Source organism: Psychrobacter submarinus, assembly GCF_904846685.1.
Lineage (GTDB): Bacteria > Pseudomonadota > Gammaproteobacteria > Pseudomonadales > Moraxellaceae > Psychrobacter > Psychrobacter submarinus.
In genome coordinates, this window is sequence record NZ_CAJHBQ010000002.1 from 702713 (window position 1) to 720015 (window position 17303).

The 17303-nt window shown below is 44.6% G+C and carries 17 protein-coding genes and 1 pseudogene; 8 read left to right on the plus strand and 10 right to left on the minus strand.

All coding sequences use genetic code 11. The features are described 5' to 3' along the window. Positions 1 to 60 precede the first annotated feature (60 nt). The 5 genes from pxpB (at position 61) to JMY03_RS09190 (ending at position 4232) form a co-directional block, all read left to right on the plus strand. Positions 61 to 756: a 5-oxoprolinase subunit PxpB gene (gene pxpB / locus JMY03_RS09170; RefSeq protein WP_201603147.1), complete on the plus strand. Its 696-nt coding sequence runs from the start codon at positions 61 to 63 to the stop codon at positions 754 to 756. Positions 757 to 803: 47 nt separating this feature from the next. After that, complete coding sequence (locus tag JMY03_RS09175) at positions 804 to 1727, plus strand: 5-oxoprolinase subunit C family protein (protein WP_201603149.1); 924 nt, start codon at positions 804 to 806, stop codon at positions 1725 to 1727. Beyond that, positions 1717 to 2451, plus strand: a complete 735-nt coding sequence (pxpA, locus tag JMY03_RS09180) for a 5-oxoprolinase subunit PxpA (protein WP_201603152.1) — start codon at positions 1717 to 1719, stop codon at positions 2449 to 2451. The genes JMY03_RS09175 and pxpA overlap by 11 nt, the downstream gene beginning before the upstream one ends. Before the next feature lie 71 nt (positions 2452 to 2522). After that, the gene (locus JMY03_RS09185) at positions 2523 to 3710 is read left to right on the plus strand and encodes an NRAMP family divalent metal transporter (protein ID WP_201603154.1); all 1188 of its coding nucleotides are present in this window, start codon (positions 2523 to 2525) and stop codon (positions 3708 to 3710) included. A gap of 66 nt (positions 3711 to 3776) precedes the next feature. Continuing rightward, on the plus strand, positions 3777 to 4232 hold the full coding sequence (locus JMY03_RS09190) for an acetyl-CoA carboxylase biotin carboxyl carrier protein (RefSeq protein ID WP_201603156.1): 456 nt from the start codon (positions 3777 to 3779) through the stop codon (positions 4230 to 4232). Between the two features lie 832 nt (positions 4233 to 5064). Here the strand turns inward: JMY03_RS09190 and JMY03_RS13165 are convergent. The 3 genes and pseudogenes from JMY03_RS13165 to JMY03_RS09200 form a co-directional block, all read right to left on the minus strand. After that, positions 5065 to 5325, minus strand: a complete 261-nt coding sequence (locus tag JMY03_RS13165; protein ID WP_227675569.1) for a hypothetical protein — start codon at positions 5323 to 5325, stop codon at positions 5065 to 5067. 202 nt (positions 5326 to 5527) lie between these two features. Continuing rightward, a pseudogene (locus tag JMY03_RS13170) lies at positions 5528 to 5863 on the minus strand (hypothetical protein); the annotation flags it as partial. A 523-nt stretch (positions 5864 to 6386) separates the two neighbouring features. Next, entirely contained in the window at positions 6387 to 6548 is a 162-nt protein-coding gene (locus JMY03_RS09200) for a hypothetical protein (protein WP_201603158.1), read from the minus strand. A 320-nt stretch (positions 6549 to 6868) separates the two neighbouring features. On the opposite strand from JMY03_RS09200, the gene JMY03_RS09205 reads away from it, so the two are divergent. After that, positions 6869 to 7396: a peroxiredoxin gene (locus JMY03_RS09205; protein ID WP_037058515.1), complete on the plus strand. Its 528-nt coding sequence runs from the start codon at positions 6869 to 6871 to the stop codon at positions 7394 to 7396. Positions 7397 to 7682: 286 nt separating this feature from the next. Here the strand turns inward: JMY03_RS09205 and rluF are convergent, their stop codons facing one another. From rluF to JMY03_RS09235, 6 genes are all read right to left on the minus strand, one after another. Beyond that, positions 7683 to 8654 carry a 23S rRNA pseudouridine(2604) synthase RluF gene (gene rluF / locus JMY03_RS09210; protein WP_201603159.1) on the minus strand — a complete coding sequence of 324 codons (972 nt, stop codon included), beginning with the start codon at positions 8652 to 8654 and terminating at the stop codon, positions 7683 to 7685. A 242-nt stretch (positions 8655 to 8896) separates the two neighbouring features. Continuing rightward, positions 8897 to 9610: a DarT1-associated NADAR antitoxin family protein gene (locus tag JMY03_RS09215; RefSeq protein WP_201603161.1), complete on the minus strand. Its 714-nt coding sequence runs from the start codon at positions 9608 to 9610 to the stop codon at positions 8897 to 8899. 190 nt (positions 9611 to 9800) lie between these two features. After that, positions 9801 to 10562 carry an SDR family oxidoreductase gene (locus JMY03_RS09220; protein WP_201603165.1) on the minus strand — a complete coding sequence of 254 codons (762 nt, stop codon included), beginning with the start codon at positions 10560 to 10562 and terminating at the stop codon, positions 9801 to 9803. 33 nt (positions 10563 to 10595) lie between these two features. Then, on the minus strand, positions 10596 to 11399 hold the full coding sequence (locus JMY03_RS09225) for an SDR family NAD(P)-dependent oxidoreductase (protein WP_025643695.1): 804 nt from the start codon (positions 11397 to 11399) through the stop codon (positions 10596 to 10598). Positions 11400 to 11402: 3 nt separating this feature from the next. Beyond that, a complete protein-coding gene (locus JMY03_RS09230; protein ID WP_201603168.1) occupies positions 11403 to 12422 on the minus strand; it encodes an NADP-dependent oxidoreductase in 1020 nt (339 codons plus the stop codon). 46 nt (positions 12423 to 12468) lie between these two features. Next, positions 12469 to 14274 carry an acyl-CoA dehydrogenase gene (locus tag JMY03_RS09235; protein ID WP_201603170.1) on the minus strand — a complete coding sequence of 602 codons (1806 nt, stop codon included), beginning with the start codon at positions 14272 to 14274 and terminating at the stop codon, positions 12469 to 12471. 167 nt (positions 14275 to 14441) lie between these two features. On the opposite strand from JMY03_RS09235, the gene JMY03_RS09240 reads away from it, so the two are divergent. Then, on the plus strand, positions 14442 to 15440 hold the full coding sequence (locus tag JMY03_RS09240; protein WP_201603173.1) for a GlxA family transcriptional regulator: 999 nt from the start codon (positions 14442 to 14444) through the stop codon (positions 15438 to 15440). 65 nt (positions 15441 to 15505) lie between these two features. Here the strand turns inward: JMY03_RS09240 and JMY03_RS09245 are convergent, their stop codons facing one another. Next, positions 15506 to 16363, minus strand: a complete 858-nt coding sequence (locus JMY03_RS09245; protein ID WP_227675570.1) for a universal stress protein — start codon at positions 16361 to 16363, stop codon at positions 15506 to 15508. A 155-nt stretch (positions 16364 to 16518) separates the two neighbouring features. On the opposite strand from JMY03_RS09245, the gene JMY03_RS09250 reads away from it, so the two are divergent. Further along, positions 16519 to 17277, plus strand: a complete 759-nt coding sequence (locus JMY03_RS09250) for an IS5 family transposase (protein WP_192529359.1) — start codon at positions 16519 to 16521, stop codon at positions 17275 to 17277. Positions 17278 to 17303: the final 26 nt, after the last annotated feature.

Here is a 17303-nt window from a genome sequence, read left to right on the forward strand (position 1 = left end):
TTTAAATGGTCTTAACTAAAACTAGAATGTAGAAACAAGAACCAAAAGGAATCGCGATCTATGGCTACTCAAGACGCAACCGTTACAGAAACCACAGTATCTGAGCCGCCGCAGTGGCAGCTGTGTAGCGAAACCAATTTGGTGTTATTTTTCCCCAAGCCGACCACGCTTGCCAAGCAGCAACAGTGCTGGGCGCTGGCAGATAGCGTGCAACAGTTGCCAGAGGTGAGCGAGGTAGTCATCGGTATGAATACGCTGAGCGTGTTTATCAGCCCTTTAACTTATAAACAGCTTCACAACCTGCAACAAACGCTCACCGAATTAAGCGCCAACCCCGAGCAAAAGCAGATTCAAGGTAAGCATGTCGAGATTCCTGTACATTACGGCGGCAAGTATGGCCCTGATCTAAAATCTATGGCCGCTGAATTGGGCTTATCTGTTGAAGAGGTCGTCGAGAAGCATACGGCAGCGACGTATACGGTGTACTTCATTGGATTTCAGCCCGGCTTTCCCTACCTTGGTGGCTTAGCGGAAGCGCTTTACTTCCCAAGACATACCAATCCGCGCACCAAAGTTCCAGCAGGTTCGGTCGGTATTGGCGGCGAGCAAACGGGTATCTACCCTTTTGCTTCTCCGGGCGGTTGGCAGCTACTCGGACAAACAGAAACCAAGTTATTTGATTTATCCAAGGAGACGCCTACGCTATTAACCGCCGGTGATACGCTTAAATTTAGCGCTATTGATATTTATGAGTGATGAATAATCTCAAAACAATAAATTAACGATAAAAATAGGCGGTAGTGATGAAAGTTTTAGCCTGCAATGCCCTTGCTAGTATCCAAGACCTCGGTAGATTTGGCTATCGTAGTATGGGCGTGCAACGAGGTGGCGTGATGGATCGCTGGGCCTTTGCAGCCGGTAACGCTTTAATCAAAAATGCATTAAACGAGCCGGCTTTAGAGATCACATTAGGCGGCTTGACGCTAGAATTTACTAAAGACACTGCTTTTTGTATCACAGGCGCTTTATACGAAGCTTATTTAGATGATAAGCGTATCCATTGCTATTGGCGCATCAATGCCAAAGCCGGACAGATCTTAAAACTAGTACGCCCCCTAAAAGGCATGTATAGCTACCTTTGTGTCCATGGCGGCTTTGCTGTCGAGCCAATTTTAAATTCTTCTAGCACCAATGATAAAGCAGGTTTTGGCGGCTTTAAAGGTCGATTCATTCAAGAAAACGATGTCATTAAATTAAACACCTCTTCCCAATTATCCAACATAGGCGTTGCCGCCTTACCCGATACTCGTATCATTCGAGTCGTCAAAAACAGCGAATACGACTACTTTACTAGCGCCTCGCAAAAGCTATTTTTTAAGCAGTGCTGGAAGATAGAAACCAGTAGTAACCGTATGGGTTATCGCTTCAAAGGCGAACAAGCACTTGAGCTTAACGCGCCGCTACAAATGAGCTCGCACGGCGTCGATATCGGTATGATTCAAGTCCCGCCGCAAGGACAGCCTATCGTTCTGATGGCTGACGCGCAAACCACAGGCGGTTATCCCAAAATCGCCAGCGTCATCGACGCCGATATTGGCCTACTGGCGCAAATTCGATATGGTAAGGAGTGTCAGTTCGAGCTTTTGACCATAAAAGACGCTTTAGTGCAGCGCCAAAACAGACAACGTTATATCGCACGTATCAAGGAGTACGCTCATGAAAATTGATCTAAACGCTGATGTCGCCGAAGGCTGCGGCCAAGATGATAAACTACTTACTATAGTCAGCTCTGCCAATGTCAGCTGTGGTCTGCACGCCGGCTCCTATGCCGAGATGCTCGCCACCCTCAAGCTGGCAAAACAACATAACGTGCGCGTCGGCGCGCATCCGGGGCTTGATGACAAAGAAAACTTTGGTCGGGTGCAGCAAGACTTAGACGAAGATGGCTACCGTGCCCTTATCAGCTACCAGCTTGGGGCTACCAAAGCGGTATGCGATATGGTCGGCGTCACGCTTGATTACGTCAAACCGCACGGCGCGCTATACAACCAAGCTGCGGTTGATAAAGACTTAGCAGATATCGTGGTCAGTGAGATTAAACGCTTTGACCCTAGTCTTAAAATCATGGGCCTATCAGGCGGTCATTTAGTTAAAGCCGCCAAAGCGCACGATATGCAAGTAATCTCTGAAGTATTCGCCGATAGAAACTATGAAAATGACGGCTCGCTAGTATCACGCACCAAGGACAACGCGTTGATCACCGATCCTAAAGAGGCCAGCCGGCACGCGCTTGAGATGATTACCGAGGGGGTAGTGACCAGTGTTGACGGCAAAAAAGTCCCGGTCGAGGCGCAAAGCATCTGTCTGCACGGTGATAGCGAACATGCGGTAGCTTTTGCTAAAAGTATCAAAGAGCAGCTGCAGCAGCAAGGTATTGAGATATCGGCATAGATAGTAAATAACAGATAGTCAGTAGTCGTTATAGAGTCAACATATAATAAAAACCCTAAACAAGGACGTTTATGAGCACCATAAAAAAACACAATACCGCCATTTTGGGCGCGGCCTTTTTGATGGCAACCTCAGCGGTAGGGCCCGGGTTTTTGACTCAAACCGCTACTTTCACCGAAAGCTTGCTGGCAAGCTTCGGTTTTGTGATTTTAATCTCTATTATTATGGATATTGGGGTACAGCTTAACGTTTGGCGCGTGGTCGCTGTCTCCAAAAAACGCGCGCAAGAGATTGCCAATTTGGTGTTCCCGGGCGTGGGCTATTTGCTATCTTTTTTGATTGTCGCTGGCGGTCTGGCCTTTAACATCGGTAATATTGGCGGCGCGGGGCTAGGCATGGAGTCGGTGTTTAACATCTCTCCCATTACCGGCGCGCTCATTAGCGGGGTTATCGCGGTCGCCATCTTTTTAGGCCGAGAGACCGGACCTATTATGGATAGATTTGCCCAGCTGATGGGCTTTATCTTGATCATACTTATCATTTATGTGGTGTTTAAATCTGATCCGCCGTTAGCTGAAGCCGCTACCAAAACCATTATGCCCGATAAGATAGACGCGGTGGCTATCGTCACTCTAGTCGGCGGCACGGTCGGTGGTTATATTACCTTTTCAGGCGCGCATCGATTATTAGAAGCGGGGGTCAGCGGTGAAGAGAATCTTGACTCGGTGACGAGAAGTTCGGTCTCAGGTATTTTAATTGCCTCTATCGTTCGGGTGTTTTTATTCCTCGCCGTCTTGGGCGTGGTCTCACAAGGTTACGCGTTAGACCCAACCAATCCTGCGATGTCACCTTTTCAATATATCTTAGGTAACGTCGGTAAAATCATCTTTGGTATCGTCATTTGGGCGGCATCTGTGACCTCAGTCATTGGCGCCGCTTATACCTCAGTGTCTTTTATGACCAATTTTCACCCCTTTATCGAAGAATATAAGCGCTTTTTTATCATTGGTTTTATCGTCGTCTCCACCCTGGTTTTTGCCACTATCGGTAAGCCGGCGCAAGTGCTGGTGCTGGTCGGTACATTGAACGGTTTGGTACTCCCAATAGCAATGGTGATTATCCTGATCGCCGCTTATAGAAAGAATATCATCGGTAATTACAAACATCCCATTTGGATCGCCGCGTTTGGCTGGGTTATCGCTGTGGCTATGAGTGTGCTTAGTGCGATGACTATTGCTCAGTACTTAGGTATTAATTAGGGATTTTAGTTAGGGGTATGAGTTAACTGATTTTAAATAGTAGATATAGTAGATAAGGATAATATTATGGATATCGCTGCCGTTGAGCGCTTAGTAAAACTGACAGAAGCTAGTCAGGTATATCAAATAACCATTGAGGACAACGATCAATCTATTAGTGTGGTTAATGGTTCTCGTACCGCTAAAAGCTCTGTTCGAAATCCTATAGACTCATCATCAATCGAGGCAGGCGACAATACTAATTCCTCTCTTAAGGCAAAAAATAACAATGCCCAAGACCAAGAGGCTTTACAAGTACGCTCTCCTCACGTTGGCTATATGCGCTTAAGTGCCGATGGCGCGACGGATAATGTGGTACAAAAAGGTGATGCAATTGAGATAGGTCAAACCATTGGATTTGTTGAAGTATTGACGAAACTGCTACCCGTTACCAGCGATAAAGCCGGCACGGTTAATGAGATTTTAGTTGAAGAAAGCCAAGTCGTAGAATATGGTCAGCCGATTTTGCAGTTAACTGAATAAAGAGTAACAAGTCATGTGTAATAAATAGGTTAGATAACTAGCTATTGACGGGTTGTAACCTACTGAACTGTCTAAACCGTTCCAAAAATCTTACTCAAACCTAGCCAATATTGACTATTAGATAGGTTTGACGTTTTCTTTCTGCTTCATTGTCACGCGCTATTTCTCATTTGAGATTTAGACTGACCACGACTCCACAGACTTTTTTAATTGGCGATGGAACTCACCGTCCAATAAACAGGATTATGCAGCTGTTAAAATAACAGTCGCGTTATTTAAAATATTGATGCTGGCGTTGAGGTCATGGTCATGAGAAACCTGACAGTTAGGGCACTGTCCTCACGCATTTTCAATGTTAGCTCATCTTACCAAGGATATGATTGCAGTTTGAACAGGTTTTTGAGCTTGGGTAGAAAGGTCCGACTGATTTCTAACCTTGCCTTGCTCAGTGGCTTTGTAGATAGCTGTCGCTTAAACTCAAAAAAGCAAGTCACTGATAGCTCTTGATAGCCGCCTGTTCTTAACCATACCTTTGACATTCAAATCCTCAATCGCAATCACATCGAACTCATTAACCAGACTTGTTGTGATTTGATGGAGAGAATCACCTAGCCACTGATCTTATAAGGTGCACAAACAAGAGAGCTTGGTTTTAACTTTTCTCTGTTTTTACTGCCTTTTTTAGTGCGACTGAGCGCTTTGTTTAACGTTCTTAGTTTTTAAGGTTTGCTTGAAGTGGTTTTGGCGCTTTAATTTTAGTGCCGTCTGATAAAACCAGTAAGTCGGTAATACCAAGATCAACACCAGCACTTTCCTGTCTTTTTAGTAGGAATTACAGCTTTTTGTATTTCAACAGCCACATAACAAACCACTTACCGCCACGTTTAGAGATGGTGGCTGACGTGATCTTTGCCGTCAAAACGTAAAGCTTCTTTAAGCGAACCCAGCCCAAGTTTGGGATACGAATGGATTTACCTTTAATGGCAAATTGGTCGTTGGATAAACTGAATCTATCGTCACGGCCTTTTTTACGAGCGGTTGGGTATTTCGCTAAGCCTTTAAAGAAGTTGTTATAAGCATCACCCAACTGCATGATTGCCGCCTGCGGAGCGCATTTGGTCACTTCCAGCATGTAGAATAATTCGCTTAGCCAGCGTTCAATTCATGATACAGGCTTCGCCTGAGGGGCTTGTTTAGATTTTAGTATCAACCTCAACGCCTGCGGCCAAACGCATCACGGTACGCTTTGTCAAGCGCACTTCCTTACCACTCATGCAAGCAGTTGTGGGCTTTTCTCACTTACATAAGCACGAGCAAGGTGATTTGCCTGTACGTTGTTTGGCTTGAGTTCGACGTGTCCACGGATCATAATGCTTTTTAACCGCCTCTATTAATTGTTGGTTTTTCTTGCTGCGGGGGCATCTTAGCCTCGCTGAAAATACGGTGATAAGCTCAATACATCTTGGCTGTTCTTGCTCAAAACTCAACTCTTCACCTTGATTGATTATTACCACTTCAACGTCACGAGCCTCACACAACATGAAAACCAGTTCTGCACCAAATCGTAAAAGCCTGTCTTTATGGGTAATTACCAGCCGTTCAACTTTATTGCCCAGTATGTCATCAAGCAGGTTTTTTAAACGCTTTCTTTATAATTCATTCCACTACCAAGATCGGTAATCGTCTCAAAGTCCAGCCTTGCCTGGCACAAGTTCAAAACTTGAGACTGGCGAAGTAAGGTCGTCTTTTTGATCGACTCGGCACGAGCATAAGCAATGGTTTTCGGTCTAATTTAGGTGGTGTATTCAAGGAATGCGGTCTGATTTCACTTAAATCCTTATCGCCTATGCCCGTTTCGGTTCGCTTGGCATTAACGTACCATCCTCATCCAACGTCTTAATGTGAGTTGAGCAACTTGAAATGTTTGTAGCCTCCCAATACTGTAGTTCCCATAACTTGCTCTCTATATTATAGATATAATCTATCTATTATAGTAATAAATAGGTAGTTTTGTATATATTTTATTTAACTGTTTGCAACCCTCTACCAGCAAGCTTAGCTTTTAATATTTTATTGATAGATATTGACAGCGTAAAAAATGTCCGTATAACCTCCCCTCATCATCACATGATTGATGATTTAAGCGGGATTAGCTCAGTGGTTAGGCACAGTGGTTTGCGCTGAGGTGCCGGGTTCACTAATATCATTACTCATATCGTTAAGATCAGTTGCGGCATAGGCTTGATAACTGATACTCATTAAAAAACTGAGCTGTATCGCTTTTACTAAAGGTTTCTTGTGAGAAGGTTTAGGCATAAGATATTCTTCGTTTGGTTTTGAAAAAGAAAATAGCAACTATGGAGATGCTACTAGATCGTTATCGACTCTACATAGAGTAACAAAGCAGATAGAATATATAATAAACATTCTCATTTGTAAATGATAATCGTTACTATTTACAAATTTAAAGTGTATAGCATGGCTGAGTTTTATTCGAATGAGTCACCGTTAACAATAGACCACGAGTATTCAAACCATATTACAACCTTAAAAATTTGCTTATAAGTTGCAATAACTACTATCATATCGATGCACTATTAAAACCATAAAGATCACACCCCAAATAGGAGAAAATAATGATTAGCCATGTACCTGACGTAACGTTCAAAACTCGTGTTCGTGATGAGTCTATCGGCGGTGATAACCCCTTCACTTGGTATGACCTGACCACGGATGAGTTATTCGCTAATAAAAAAGTGGTCGTGTTCTCACTACCTGGCGCCTTTACGCCTACGTGTTCGACCAGCCATCTACCGCGTTATGAAGAGCTATATGAGGAGTTTAAGGCGCTTGGCGTAGATGAAATCGTTTGCGTTTCTGTCAATGATGCTTTTGTCATGTATCAATGGGGTCTCAAGCAAAACCGTGAAAACGTCTTCTTGCTACCTGATGGTAATGGTGAGTTCACTCGTAAAATGGGCATGCTAGTAGATAAGAGCAATCTTGGCTTTGGTATGCGCTCATGGCGTTATTCGATGTATGTCGATAATAAAGAAATCAAAAAGGTGTTCAAAGAACCTAACTTCGGTGACAACTGCCCAATAGACCCGTTCGAAGTATCAGATGCTGACACCATGTTAGAGTATCTAAAGAGCAACGCCTAATATCTACTGACTGGTATTACAATCATTCAAAGATAGCTCAAAAAAAATCCTCACAACTCATTGACGAGTAGTGAGGATTTTTTTGCGTTGTGTTAAATCGTTTTTTTAAATGATATGTACGTGTCTGACGCTATAGTCCATTCATCTTAAAAGTATTATAGCGCTACTGGTATAAATTTTACTGGCGTGCTGCGTTCCTTCGATGCTGCGCAACTTATGTTTTAAAAAGAGCATTCCAGTAGCGCGTTTAATAGATTCATAACATTTTTATCTTCAACTGACGCTATCATTTAGAGGAACGCTTCGAACCTCTGCCCCCTTTGCCTTTAGTAGGACGCTTACCATTACCGCCAGAACTCTTACCGCCGGTAGCCTTACCACGTCCAAAAGGGCGACCGCCTTTAGAAGGCGCTGGAGTTTTAGCGCCATTCTTGGAGCGCTTACTGTTATCGTTTGTACCTTTTGATTGTGAAGAGCGATTATTATTAGATTTTTTGCGGCGTGTATTAGCAGACCTCTTAGAAGCATTACTGTCCTCTGACGCAGAGCCTTCTAACGACTTAAGTAAAACGGACATCTCTTTTTGGGTCAAGTCGCGCCAGTCTCCAATAGCAAGACCCTTGAGATTGACATTCATAATCCGCGTACGCTCAAGCTTGACGACTTCGTAGCCAAAATGCTCACACATACGGCGGATTTGACGGTTTAGACCTTGCACTAAAGTAATGTTGAACACCGTGGGCGCTACTTTAGTCACTGGGCATTTTTTGGTCATTTGTCCCAAAATCGGTACCCCGCCTGCCATACCCTTAATAAAGCTCTCAGTGATTGGCTTGTTTACTGTTACTAAATACTCTTTTTCGTGGTTATTACCGGCCCGTAATACCTTATTGACCAAATCACCATTGCTGGTCAAAAATATCAAACCTTGCGAGTCTTTATCCAAACGGCCAATAGGAAAGATACGTATCCCATGTCTGACAAAATCCACGATGTTATTTTTTTCAGCTTTTTCCGTCGTACTCACGATACCAACTGGCTTATTGAGTGCAATAAATACAAAGTCATCAGCGTCTTGCGGCTCAATGAGCTGTCCGTTGACTTTTACTGTGTCTCCAGGCATCACTTGATCGCCGATTTGAGCCCGCTTGCCATTGATATATACGTTGCCTTGCTCAATAAAGCGGTCCGCATCTCTACGAGAGCAGATACCACTTTCTCTGATGTATTTATTTAAGCGAGTTGAGTTGTTGAACATAGAGCACCGTTTTAGCTAATGAAAAGCTTTTATTGCCAAGAAAGCTTATATTAAATGAATGAGTCGTAATGTATGAGTAGAACTGAGTTGATTTTATTATATAGGAAATTGAGTATTAGTTTTATTTCGAGCAGCCTGTATCCATTATAGGGTTAACCAGAATGACTTTAAAATATCTTATTGATGCTTTTAAAGTCTCAAACCTATACCAATGAGCAGTAGATGTAGCGATCATCTAACGATTAGAACCAACCGCTCTGCAAAAGGTGCTCGGTATTACTCACTTTAAAGCCCTCACATAAATCATAAAAGGCTATCGGGTCTTCTATATTATCGAGCAAATCTCGTTTGTTTAGTGCCACAAATAGCGCTAAAGCATAAGCGGCGCTGTGAATAGACTTTTTGGGATTGAAGGTGATATCGGTAAAGGCTTGATACTGCATTACCTCGCTATGGAGCCGTGTATTTTGTTTAAGCGCGTTGACGTATAGCCAATCATAAAACATGGTTAGCGGCTCTAAATTCCACTCCATCCCAGAGTCATTGTAACCAATAAGCTGACCTGAATGGTGTAAGCGCTCATCTTTTTTGGCTTGTCTTGGCGGCGCATCAAGCAGGTCAGTAAAGGGGCCACCGCGCTCAAACACCTTACTCGCCTGAAAGATATTCTCCACGCTATATTGCCCGCCACTGTGCTCATCAGTGAGCTGCAAACTGAGTGGGCTGACTAAGAAACTTAACTTATTGCCCGATTTACTTGATAGCTCTAAAACATTATTAAAGCCGTATTTTTTACGGATGACCTGATGCAAGTCGTTGATAGATTTTTTCTTTTGACGGCTGGCAAATCCGATATGGCGCTCAAAGCGAACCATATCTGTTTTGACTAGGTTGTCACTATTGACTCTGGGCATAAATACCGGTCTTTGTTCTACAGCGTTTTGATTTTGTTCCATAGTGTATAGTCTTCAGTTCATCATAATGATGGACATTATACCAAGAGTTGAGGAATTGAAAGCCGTTTTAGTTTAAATACAATTGTGAATGATAAAATGTGAGCAATAAAAAAGGACAAAATATTGATTATTCTGTCCTTTTCTTTGGTAACTAATCTACTTGAAACTTTAAAGTATAAAAGGCATAAAGTTAAGTCAGCATACCACCATCCACGAGCACACAAGCGCCAGTAGTATAACTCGACGCGTCTGACACTAAGTACAATACGGTGCCTGCCATCTCATCAGGGTCGGCCACGCGCCCTAGCGGAATCGCATGTAGTGCCATATTTAATACTTTATCATTTGACGTCAGTGCTGAGGCAAATTTGGTATCAGTAAGGCCTGGTAATAAAGCGTTGACACGGATATTGAACGGGCCACATTCTTTGGCAAACGATTTAGTCATGCTGATAACAGCAGCTTTGGTAATTGAATAGATGCCTTGCTTGTCACCAGCGACAATGCCGTTGACCGAGGCGGTGTTTAAAATAACGCCGCCGCCCTGCTCTTTCATCATTTTGCCCGCTGCAATAGACATAAAGAAATAACCACGAATATTGACATCGACAGTCTTTTCAAATGCGCCCAAATCAGTATCTAAGATATGGCCATAATAAGGGTTGGCCGCGGCATTATTGACTAAGATATCGATTTGACCAAATTCGCTTTTGATGTGCTCAAAGATGGCATCAATCTGATCCATCTCGCCGACGTGACAAGCATAAGCACTGGCTTTATCGCCGTTCTCTACAATACTATCAGCAACCGCTTGGCAAGCGTCAATCTTACGGCTTGAAACGATAACGTGCGCACCGCGTGATGCCAGCAAGCGCGCAATAGATTCGCCAATACCGCGACTCGCGCCTGTAACTAAGGCAATCTTCCCTGTTAAATCAAATAAATCTTTCATTACTCCTCCATAATATTCTTAAATATCTAATGATTACGCTAACATACCACCATCTAAAGTAAAGGCATGACCATTCATAAAGCTGCTCTCATCGCTGGCAAGCCAAGCGATAGCGCCTGAGATTTCTTCTACTTGACCTAAGCGGCGCAGCGGACTGGCTTTAATAGTGGCCTGCTGAGCACGCTCATCCATTTTTGCCATGGTGTTCTGTACCATCGGTGTATCAATGAAGCTTGGGCACACGGCATTGAAGCGAATGTTTGCGCGAGCATACTCGTGAGCCGCTGACTTTGTGAGCCCCATAACGCCATGCTTAGCTGCACTATAAGCAGATAATAATGGCGCAGAGCGCAAGCCTGCGATAGAGGCCACATTGATCACATGGCCGCCGCCATTAGGCGCTAAGCAAGCAACTGCCGCTCGCATACAGTGCCAAACGCCTTTGAGATTCACCGCGATATTTTTATCAAAATCGTCATCGCTCAGCTCATGCATCGGTTTGGGTGCATGGTCGATACCGGCATTATTAATGACCACATCAAGGCCACCAAGCTCGCTCATAGCGAACTTAAATAGCGCGCGAACATCATCACCATCGGTGACATCGACTCGTCTAAAGGTAATGCTATGATTGGCCTCTAGCGCTTCTTTATAGACGCTATCGCCAAGCTCTTCGTTTCTATCGCCGATCACGACCTTTGCGCCGCGACTGGCTAATAACTTAGCGCTCGCCGCACCAATGCCTGAGGCGCCGCCTGTAATCAAAATGCGTTTGCCTGCAACGTTTGAGGCAGGTAGGTTGCTTAAATTGTTTGCTGCAAGTCCATTGCTAGTCATCAGTTATTCCTTTACTTGTAAAATAAGTTTGCCAAAGTTTTCACCATTAAATAACATCATGAGCGTCTCTGGGAACGTCTCAATCCCTTTGACGATATGATCTTTTACCGTGATATCTCCTGCTTGAATCCAGCCGGCGATATCTTTCATCGCTACCGGGTACTCTTTGATATTATCAAACACGACGATGCCCTCCATACGCGCGCGATTGACCAGCAAAGATAGATAGTTGGCAGGGCCTTTGACCGCTGTCGTATTATTATACTGACTAATCGCACCGCAAATCACAATACGCGCATGGACATTAATTTGAGTTAAGACGTCATCTAGAATCTCGCCACCGACGTTATCGAAATATACATCAACGCCGTCAGGGCACGCTTGCTTAAGCGCTTTTTTGACGTTCTCGTTTTTGTAATCGACCGCGGCATCGAAGCCTAACTCATCAATCAAAAACTGACATTTCTCAGGACCACCGGCGATACCAACGACACGGCAGCCTTTGATTTTGGCGATTTGGCCAACTAGGCCGCCGACAGCTCCCGCCGCTCCTGAGACCACTACCGTCTCGCCAGCTTTGGGCTCGCCGGTCTTTAGCAGACCGAAATAGCCGGTCATTCCTGGCATACCGAGTACGCCAAGATAATAAGGCAGCGGCGCTAGATTCGGATCGACCTTATACAAACCCTTGCCATCACTGACCGCATAGGACTGCACACCGTTATGACCAGAGACAAAATCACCAACGTTGAATTTGTCGTTATTACTTTCGATGACTTCGCCAACCGTACCAGCGCGCATGACATCGCCCATTTGCACCGGCTCAATGTAGGATTTGGCATCGTTTAACCAGCCGCGCATCGCAGGATCAATAGAGATATAATCAATTCTAATTAAGATCTCGCCATCACCAATACTAGGTACTTCGGTCTCGGTATAGTCCCAAGTATCGCGGCTCGGTCTGCCTGTCGGTCTCTCTTTGAGTCGCCACTGCTTATTGATCGGTGTATTTTCAGCTGTCATTATTTATTCCTTTAAATTAATTTTGTGTTCGTGCCATTTATCGAGTCTAAAACCACTCTACTTCCATATCGGTACAGACTGAATTATCGTTGTTTAATAAGTCAATATCACGCTGAATCGTTGGCAACTCCCAGTCGATAAAGTATTTGGCCGCCTGAATTTTGCCATGGTAGAAGTTTTGCTTATCGCTCGCCTGTTCCTGAGCCAATAGCTGCTCAGCTGTGCTTGCTTGACGAATCCACATCCAGCTCACCACGATTGAGGCAAAGATATTCATCAATGCTTGCGCGTTACCCGTCAATGTCAGCGCTTTTTCGGTCGGTAGTATTTTGCTTAAATGCACAAGTACGTTGTGTAAGTGCTCGGTATATGGCATAAGTTTACCCGCCAACTTCGCCGACTCAGGCGTTGTGATACTTTGCAAGTCATTAGTAATCTCACGCTTAAGAACTTGCATCCCTAAGCCTTGATTTTGCCAAATTTTACGAAATGACAAATCAAGCGCCTGTACGCCGTTCGTGCCTTCATGAATAGGGTTCAGACGGTTATCACGCCAGAATTGCTCGGCATGATATTCGCGTGTATATCCGGCGCCGCCTAATACCTGAATGCCTAAATCATTGGCTTTGGGTCCATACTCTGATGGCCAAGCTTTGATCACTGGCGTTAATAAATCTAATAATTCGGATAGCTCGTTCTGTAGCGTGTCATCATCGCTGGTATTGATACGGTCAATTAAGTTTGAGCCGTACAGACACAATGCCATTGCGCCTTCGGTATAAGCTTTTTGCGCAAGCAGCATCCGCTTGACATCGCCATGATTGATAATAGCCGTAGCGTCATGCTCAGGCTTATTGTTCGGAGCAATACGACCTTGGGTTCTGTCTTTAGCATAATCAAGCGAGTACTGATAGCCACGATAGCCGATCATCGCCGCGCCAAAGCCGACACCGATACGCGCTTCATTCATCATCTTAAACATATAGCGTAGACCAAAGTGCGGCTCGCCGACTAGGTAACCATAACATTCGCCTTTATCACCGAAGCTCAGCGCGGTAGACGTCGTACCGCGGTAGCCAAGCTTATGCAGCAGCCCTGTCAAATGTACATCGTTACGCTCGCCGATGGAGCCATCCTCTTTTAAGCGATACTTCGGCACCACAAAGAGCGAGATGCCCTTCACGCCGGCAGGTCCGCCTGGGATTTTGGCCAGCACTAAATGCACAATATTGTCAGACAGCTCATGGTCGCCGCCTGAGATGTAGATTTTGCTGCCTTTAATGCGATATGAGCCGTCTTCTTGCTCGGTGGCAGTTGTTTTGATATCCGCTAGTGAGGAGCCCGCGTGCGGTTCGGTCAACGCCATCGTACCGGTGAACTCACCTGTCAGCATACGCGGCATAAAGGCATCTTTGACGTCCTCACTGGCAAAATGCGAGATAACATTGATCGCGGCTGTCGTCAAGAACGGATAAGCGGTAGTCGACGGATTCGCCGCCATAAAATAACCTGCGACTGCGGTCATTACCGTCTCAGGTAGCTGCATACCACCAACTTCAAAAGAGTAACGACCAGCGATAAAGCCGGAGTCACGAAAAGCATCAAAGGCGACTTTGACATCGTCGATCATGCTGACGGTTTTGCCATCGAACTGCGGCTCATCTTTGTCCGCGAGATGATTGTGCGGTAAAAACAAATCCGTCGCGATCTTATCTGCAGTATCTAGCACGGCATCAAAGGTTTCGCGGTTATGTTCTGAAAACTTAGTATGTTCAGTTAAACGCTCAACATCTAACACATCGTAGAGCTGGAAAGGTAATTCATATTCGTTAATCAAAGTATCGGTCGCCATAATATTCCCTTGTTATTAAAGCTCATCATTAGCATTAGAGTAATCATAAGCTAAATTTTTGCTTTACCGTATTGTCATTTATGACATAATTGAGGTGAAAAACGACATTGGTATGACACTGGTATAAAGAGTGCCTGCATAATAATAGTCAATAAGGAGAGTAGCCAATGCCGCAAACCAAGCCCTATGAAGTGATTATCCTCGGATTTGATGGCGTGCTCGGTAGCGTGCTTTCAGGAGCGCTGGACTTGTTTTCTTTTACTGGCGTCAGCTGGCAGCGTTTTTTGGATTTAGAAGTAAAGCCAAAGTTTAAGGTGCAGATTGCAAGCCTTGGCGGTGTGGATATCACCGCCAGTAATCGGCTAGTGATTCAAGCACACTGCGATATCACTACAGTGAGCAAGTGTGACTTACTCCTTATCCCAACCATTGGCGACTCGATAGACAAGGTACTCAAACAAAACGCAAAGCTGCTACCGCATTTGCAGCGTTTGGCCGCAACTGAGGCTGATATCGCAAGCAATTGTAGCGGCGCTTTTTTTCTAGCTGAGGCAGGACTCCTCGATGGCAAAACCGCGACTACCCATTGGGGCTACGCTGATAAATTTAAAAGTGATTACCCCTTAGTTGACTTACAAGACAATCAGTTTGTCACTCAATCAGGGAATATATTTTGCGCGGCAGGAGGGAGCGCTTTTTATGATTTAGCACTGCTACTCATTGAGCGTTATTGCGGCCGTGAGGTCTCAACGCAAGTAGCCAAGACTCAGATTATTGATAGCAAAAGAGGCAGTCAAAACAGCTATACCAACGTGACGCTGCATAAGCCGCACGGCGATACACTAGTCAAACAAGTGCAAGAGTATATCGAAAACAACTTCGATCAGCCGCTACAAGTCAGTGATTTAGCTACCATTGTCAATGTCACGCCGCGTACGCTGAATAGACGCTTTCAGACCAGTATCGATATGCGCCCTATTGAATATATTCAAGCAGTGCGAATTGAGCAGGCCAAGAGGCTGCTTGAATCACAAGCCGTCACTATCAAGTCGCTTGCCTATCAGGTTGGCTATAGCGATCTTTCCTCATTTACCCGGCTTTTTAAGCGAGCGACCGAGCTGACGCCAAAGGAGTATCGAGATAAGTTTTCGCGGCTAGCGATTTAAAGACGAAGTCTTGCAAGCCGCAAATTTAGGTTTTATAGCTGTATTCAATATAGCTAATCCAAAAATCAACGCACTAAAATCACCGGTGAGACTGTACTCGCCAAAATCTCAGTCGTCGTACTGCCTAGGAACATCTGCTGCCATTTAGAATGACCATAAGCGCCAATCACCATAATATCGATATGATGTTCTAGTTGAAAATTGAGTAGGCCATTGACCGCATCGCCTTGCGGCAGATGATGACAGTCAATACTATAGCCTGCATTTAGTAACTCTGCAGCGGCCGCGGATAGGCTATTTTTGGAAGTGCTATCGTGATTACCCACCATCACTAAGTGGCCTGGTAGCTTTTTTAGCACTTCGCTCTTAGCGATGCGTTTGATGACTTTGATAGCAGTTTTACTCGCGTCAAAAGCAATCATATAACTGCTTGGCTCTTGAAACGGCTCTGAACAAATCAAAATGGGTACATTCGATGCGCGCGCAACGGTTTCGATTTGACTGCCAATATTGATGCGGCTATTTTTGTGGTCCTCACCGCGGCGCCCCATGACGATCGCGCGGTTCATATCACTGAAATGCTCGATAGCAGGTAATAGCTTGCTATGACGCTGATAGATATCAACGGCGACATCGAAATGGCTATTGATATAGCTTTTTGCGTCATTCACCAAGGCGGCGCTATAATTGTTAGCCACCTTGGCTCGGCGTTCATCTATCTCCGACAACTCCTGTAATAGAATCTGACGACTGTCAACGCCAATGCTCCCTGAGAGGTCACGCCTAACTGAGGCTGGCACTTCGATTGTATTCAACAAAGCAACCGGCAGACACAGCCGATTAGCGTACCATGCGGCGTAACCACAAATGGACTCGGTCACTGCCGAGCCATCAATACAAGCTAAAATATGTTGCGTCGCCATAATTTATCCTTAAATGCGCTGAGTGCATTATCCTAATATTGATACTCATATTTATAGCAGATTATTAGGGGCTGTATAGAATTGAGAAAACATTGAAAAAAATAAGCAACGCCTTACTCTAATGTTTACCACAACAAAGAAACAAGGCGTCACTTATGGCTCGCACCAAGCTCAACGATGAACATTGGCACAAGCTATTTATTATATTGCGACAAATTAACGTATATAACAAGCCCAATCTAAGACGTACCGTTGAAGGCATGTTGTACCGCATACGAGTAGGCTGTCCATGGCGAGACTTACCTTCTTATTTTGGTCATTGGTCTAGCATATATCATCAATACCGTTACTGGCGTAAAACCGGTAAATGGCAAAAGCTCATGAAGATAGTCACAGCAAACTATGATAGTGAATGGTTATTTATAGACGGTAGCGTGGTCAAAGCTCATCAGCATAGTACAGGCGCAGCCAGTCATCTTGATGAGGCCATTGGTAAAAGCGTTGCAGGTAATAGCAGCAAACTGCACTTAGTGGTCGATGCTTGTGGCAACCCTATACATGTTGAGCTGTCAGGTGGGCAAGTACATGACTCTAAGATGGCAAAGGCGTTGATATTTAGCACGATTAATAACCAGACTAAAGCGGTGATTGCAGACAGGGGCTACGATAGTAGCGATATTAGAGAGTGTATCTTCACGCACTGTGCTCAGTCAGTCATACCTGTTAAGTCGAACTCTAAAAGCTGTAACGACACACTAGATTGGTATTTGTATCGTTGCCGTCATTTGGTAGAAAACGCTTTTGCTAGATTGAAACATTTTAGGGGCATTGCCACGCGATATGATAAGCTCAAAGATAGCTATGCAGCGGCGGTAATGCTCGCTTGTGTCTTTATCTGGTTGCCCCTGATTTGAATTCTATACACACCCTAACCCGTATT

Excerpts from the sequence above, each read along its gene's own strand:
- pxpB (WP_201603147.1), top strand. The coding sequence starts at position 61 with ATGGCTACTCAAGACGCAACCGTTACAGAAACCACAGTATCTGAGCCG.
- JMY03_RS09175 (WP_201603149.1), top strand. The coding sequence starts at position 804 with ATGAAAGTTTTAGCCTGCAATGCCCTTGCTAGTATCCAAGACCTCGGT.
- pxpA (WP_201603152.1), top strand. The coding sequence starts at position 1,717 with ATGAAAATTGATCTAAACGCTGATGTCGCCGAAGGCTGCGGCCAAGAT.
- JMY03_RS09185 (WP_201603154.1), top strand. The coding sequence starts at position 2,523 with ATGAGCACCATAAAAAAACACAATACCGCCATTTTGGGCGCGGCCTTT.
- JMY03_RS09190 (WP_201603156.1), top strand. The coding sequence starts at position 3,777 with ATGGATATCGCTGCCGTTGAGCGCTTAGTAAAACTGACAGAAGCTAGT.
- JMY03_RS13165 (WP_227675569.1), bottom strand. The coding sequence starts at position 5,325 with ATGCAGTTGGGTGATGCTTATAACAACTTCTTTAAAGGCTTAGCGAAA.
- JMY03_RS09200 (WP_201603158.1), bottom strand. The coding sequence starts at position 6,548 with ATGCCTAAACCTTCTCACAAGAAACCTTTAGTAAAAGCGATACAGCTC.
- JMY03_RS09205 (WP_037058515.1), top strand. The coding sequence starts at position 6,869 with ATGATTAGCCATGTACCTGACGTAACGTTCAAAACTCGTGTTCGTGAT.
- rluF (WP_201603159.1), bottom strand. The coding sequence starts at position 8,654 with ATGTTCAACAACTCAACTCGCTTAAATAAATACATCAGAGAAAGTGGT.
- JMY03_RS09215 (WP_201603161.1), bottom strand. The coding sequence starts at position 9,610 with ATGGAACAAAATCAAAACGCTGTAGAACAAAGACCGGTATTTATGCCC.
- JMY03_RS09220 (WP_201603165.1), bottom strand. The coding sequence starts at position 10,562 with ATGAAAGATTTATTTGATTTAACAGGGAAGATTGCCTTAGTTACAGGC.
- JMY03_RS09225 (WP_025643695.1), bottom strand. The coding sequence starts at position 11,399 with ATGACTAGCAATGGACTTGCAGCAAACAATTTAAGCAACCTACCTGCC.
- JMY03_RS09230 (WP_201603168.1), bottom strand. The coding sequence starts at position 12,422 with ATGACAGCTGAAAATACACCGATCAATAAGCAGTGGCGACTCAAAGAG.
- JMY03_RS09235 (WP_201603170.1), bottom strand. The coding sequence starts at position 14,274 with ATGGCGACCGATACTTTGATTAACGAATATGAATTACCTTTCCAGCTC.
- JMY03_RS09240 (WP_201603173.1), top strand. The coding sequence starts at position 14,442 with ATGCCGCAAACCAAGCCCTATGAAGTGATTATCCTCGGATTTGATGGC.
- JMY03_RS09245 (WP_227675570.1), bottom strand. The coding sequence starts at position 16,363 with ATGGCGACGCAACATATTTTAGCTTGTATTGATGGCTCGGCAGTGACC.
- JMY03_RS09250 (WP_192529359.1), top strand. The coding sequence starts at position 16,519 with ATGGCTCGCACCAAGCTCAACGATGAACATTGGCACAAGCTATTTATT.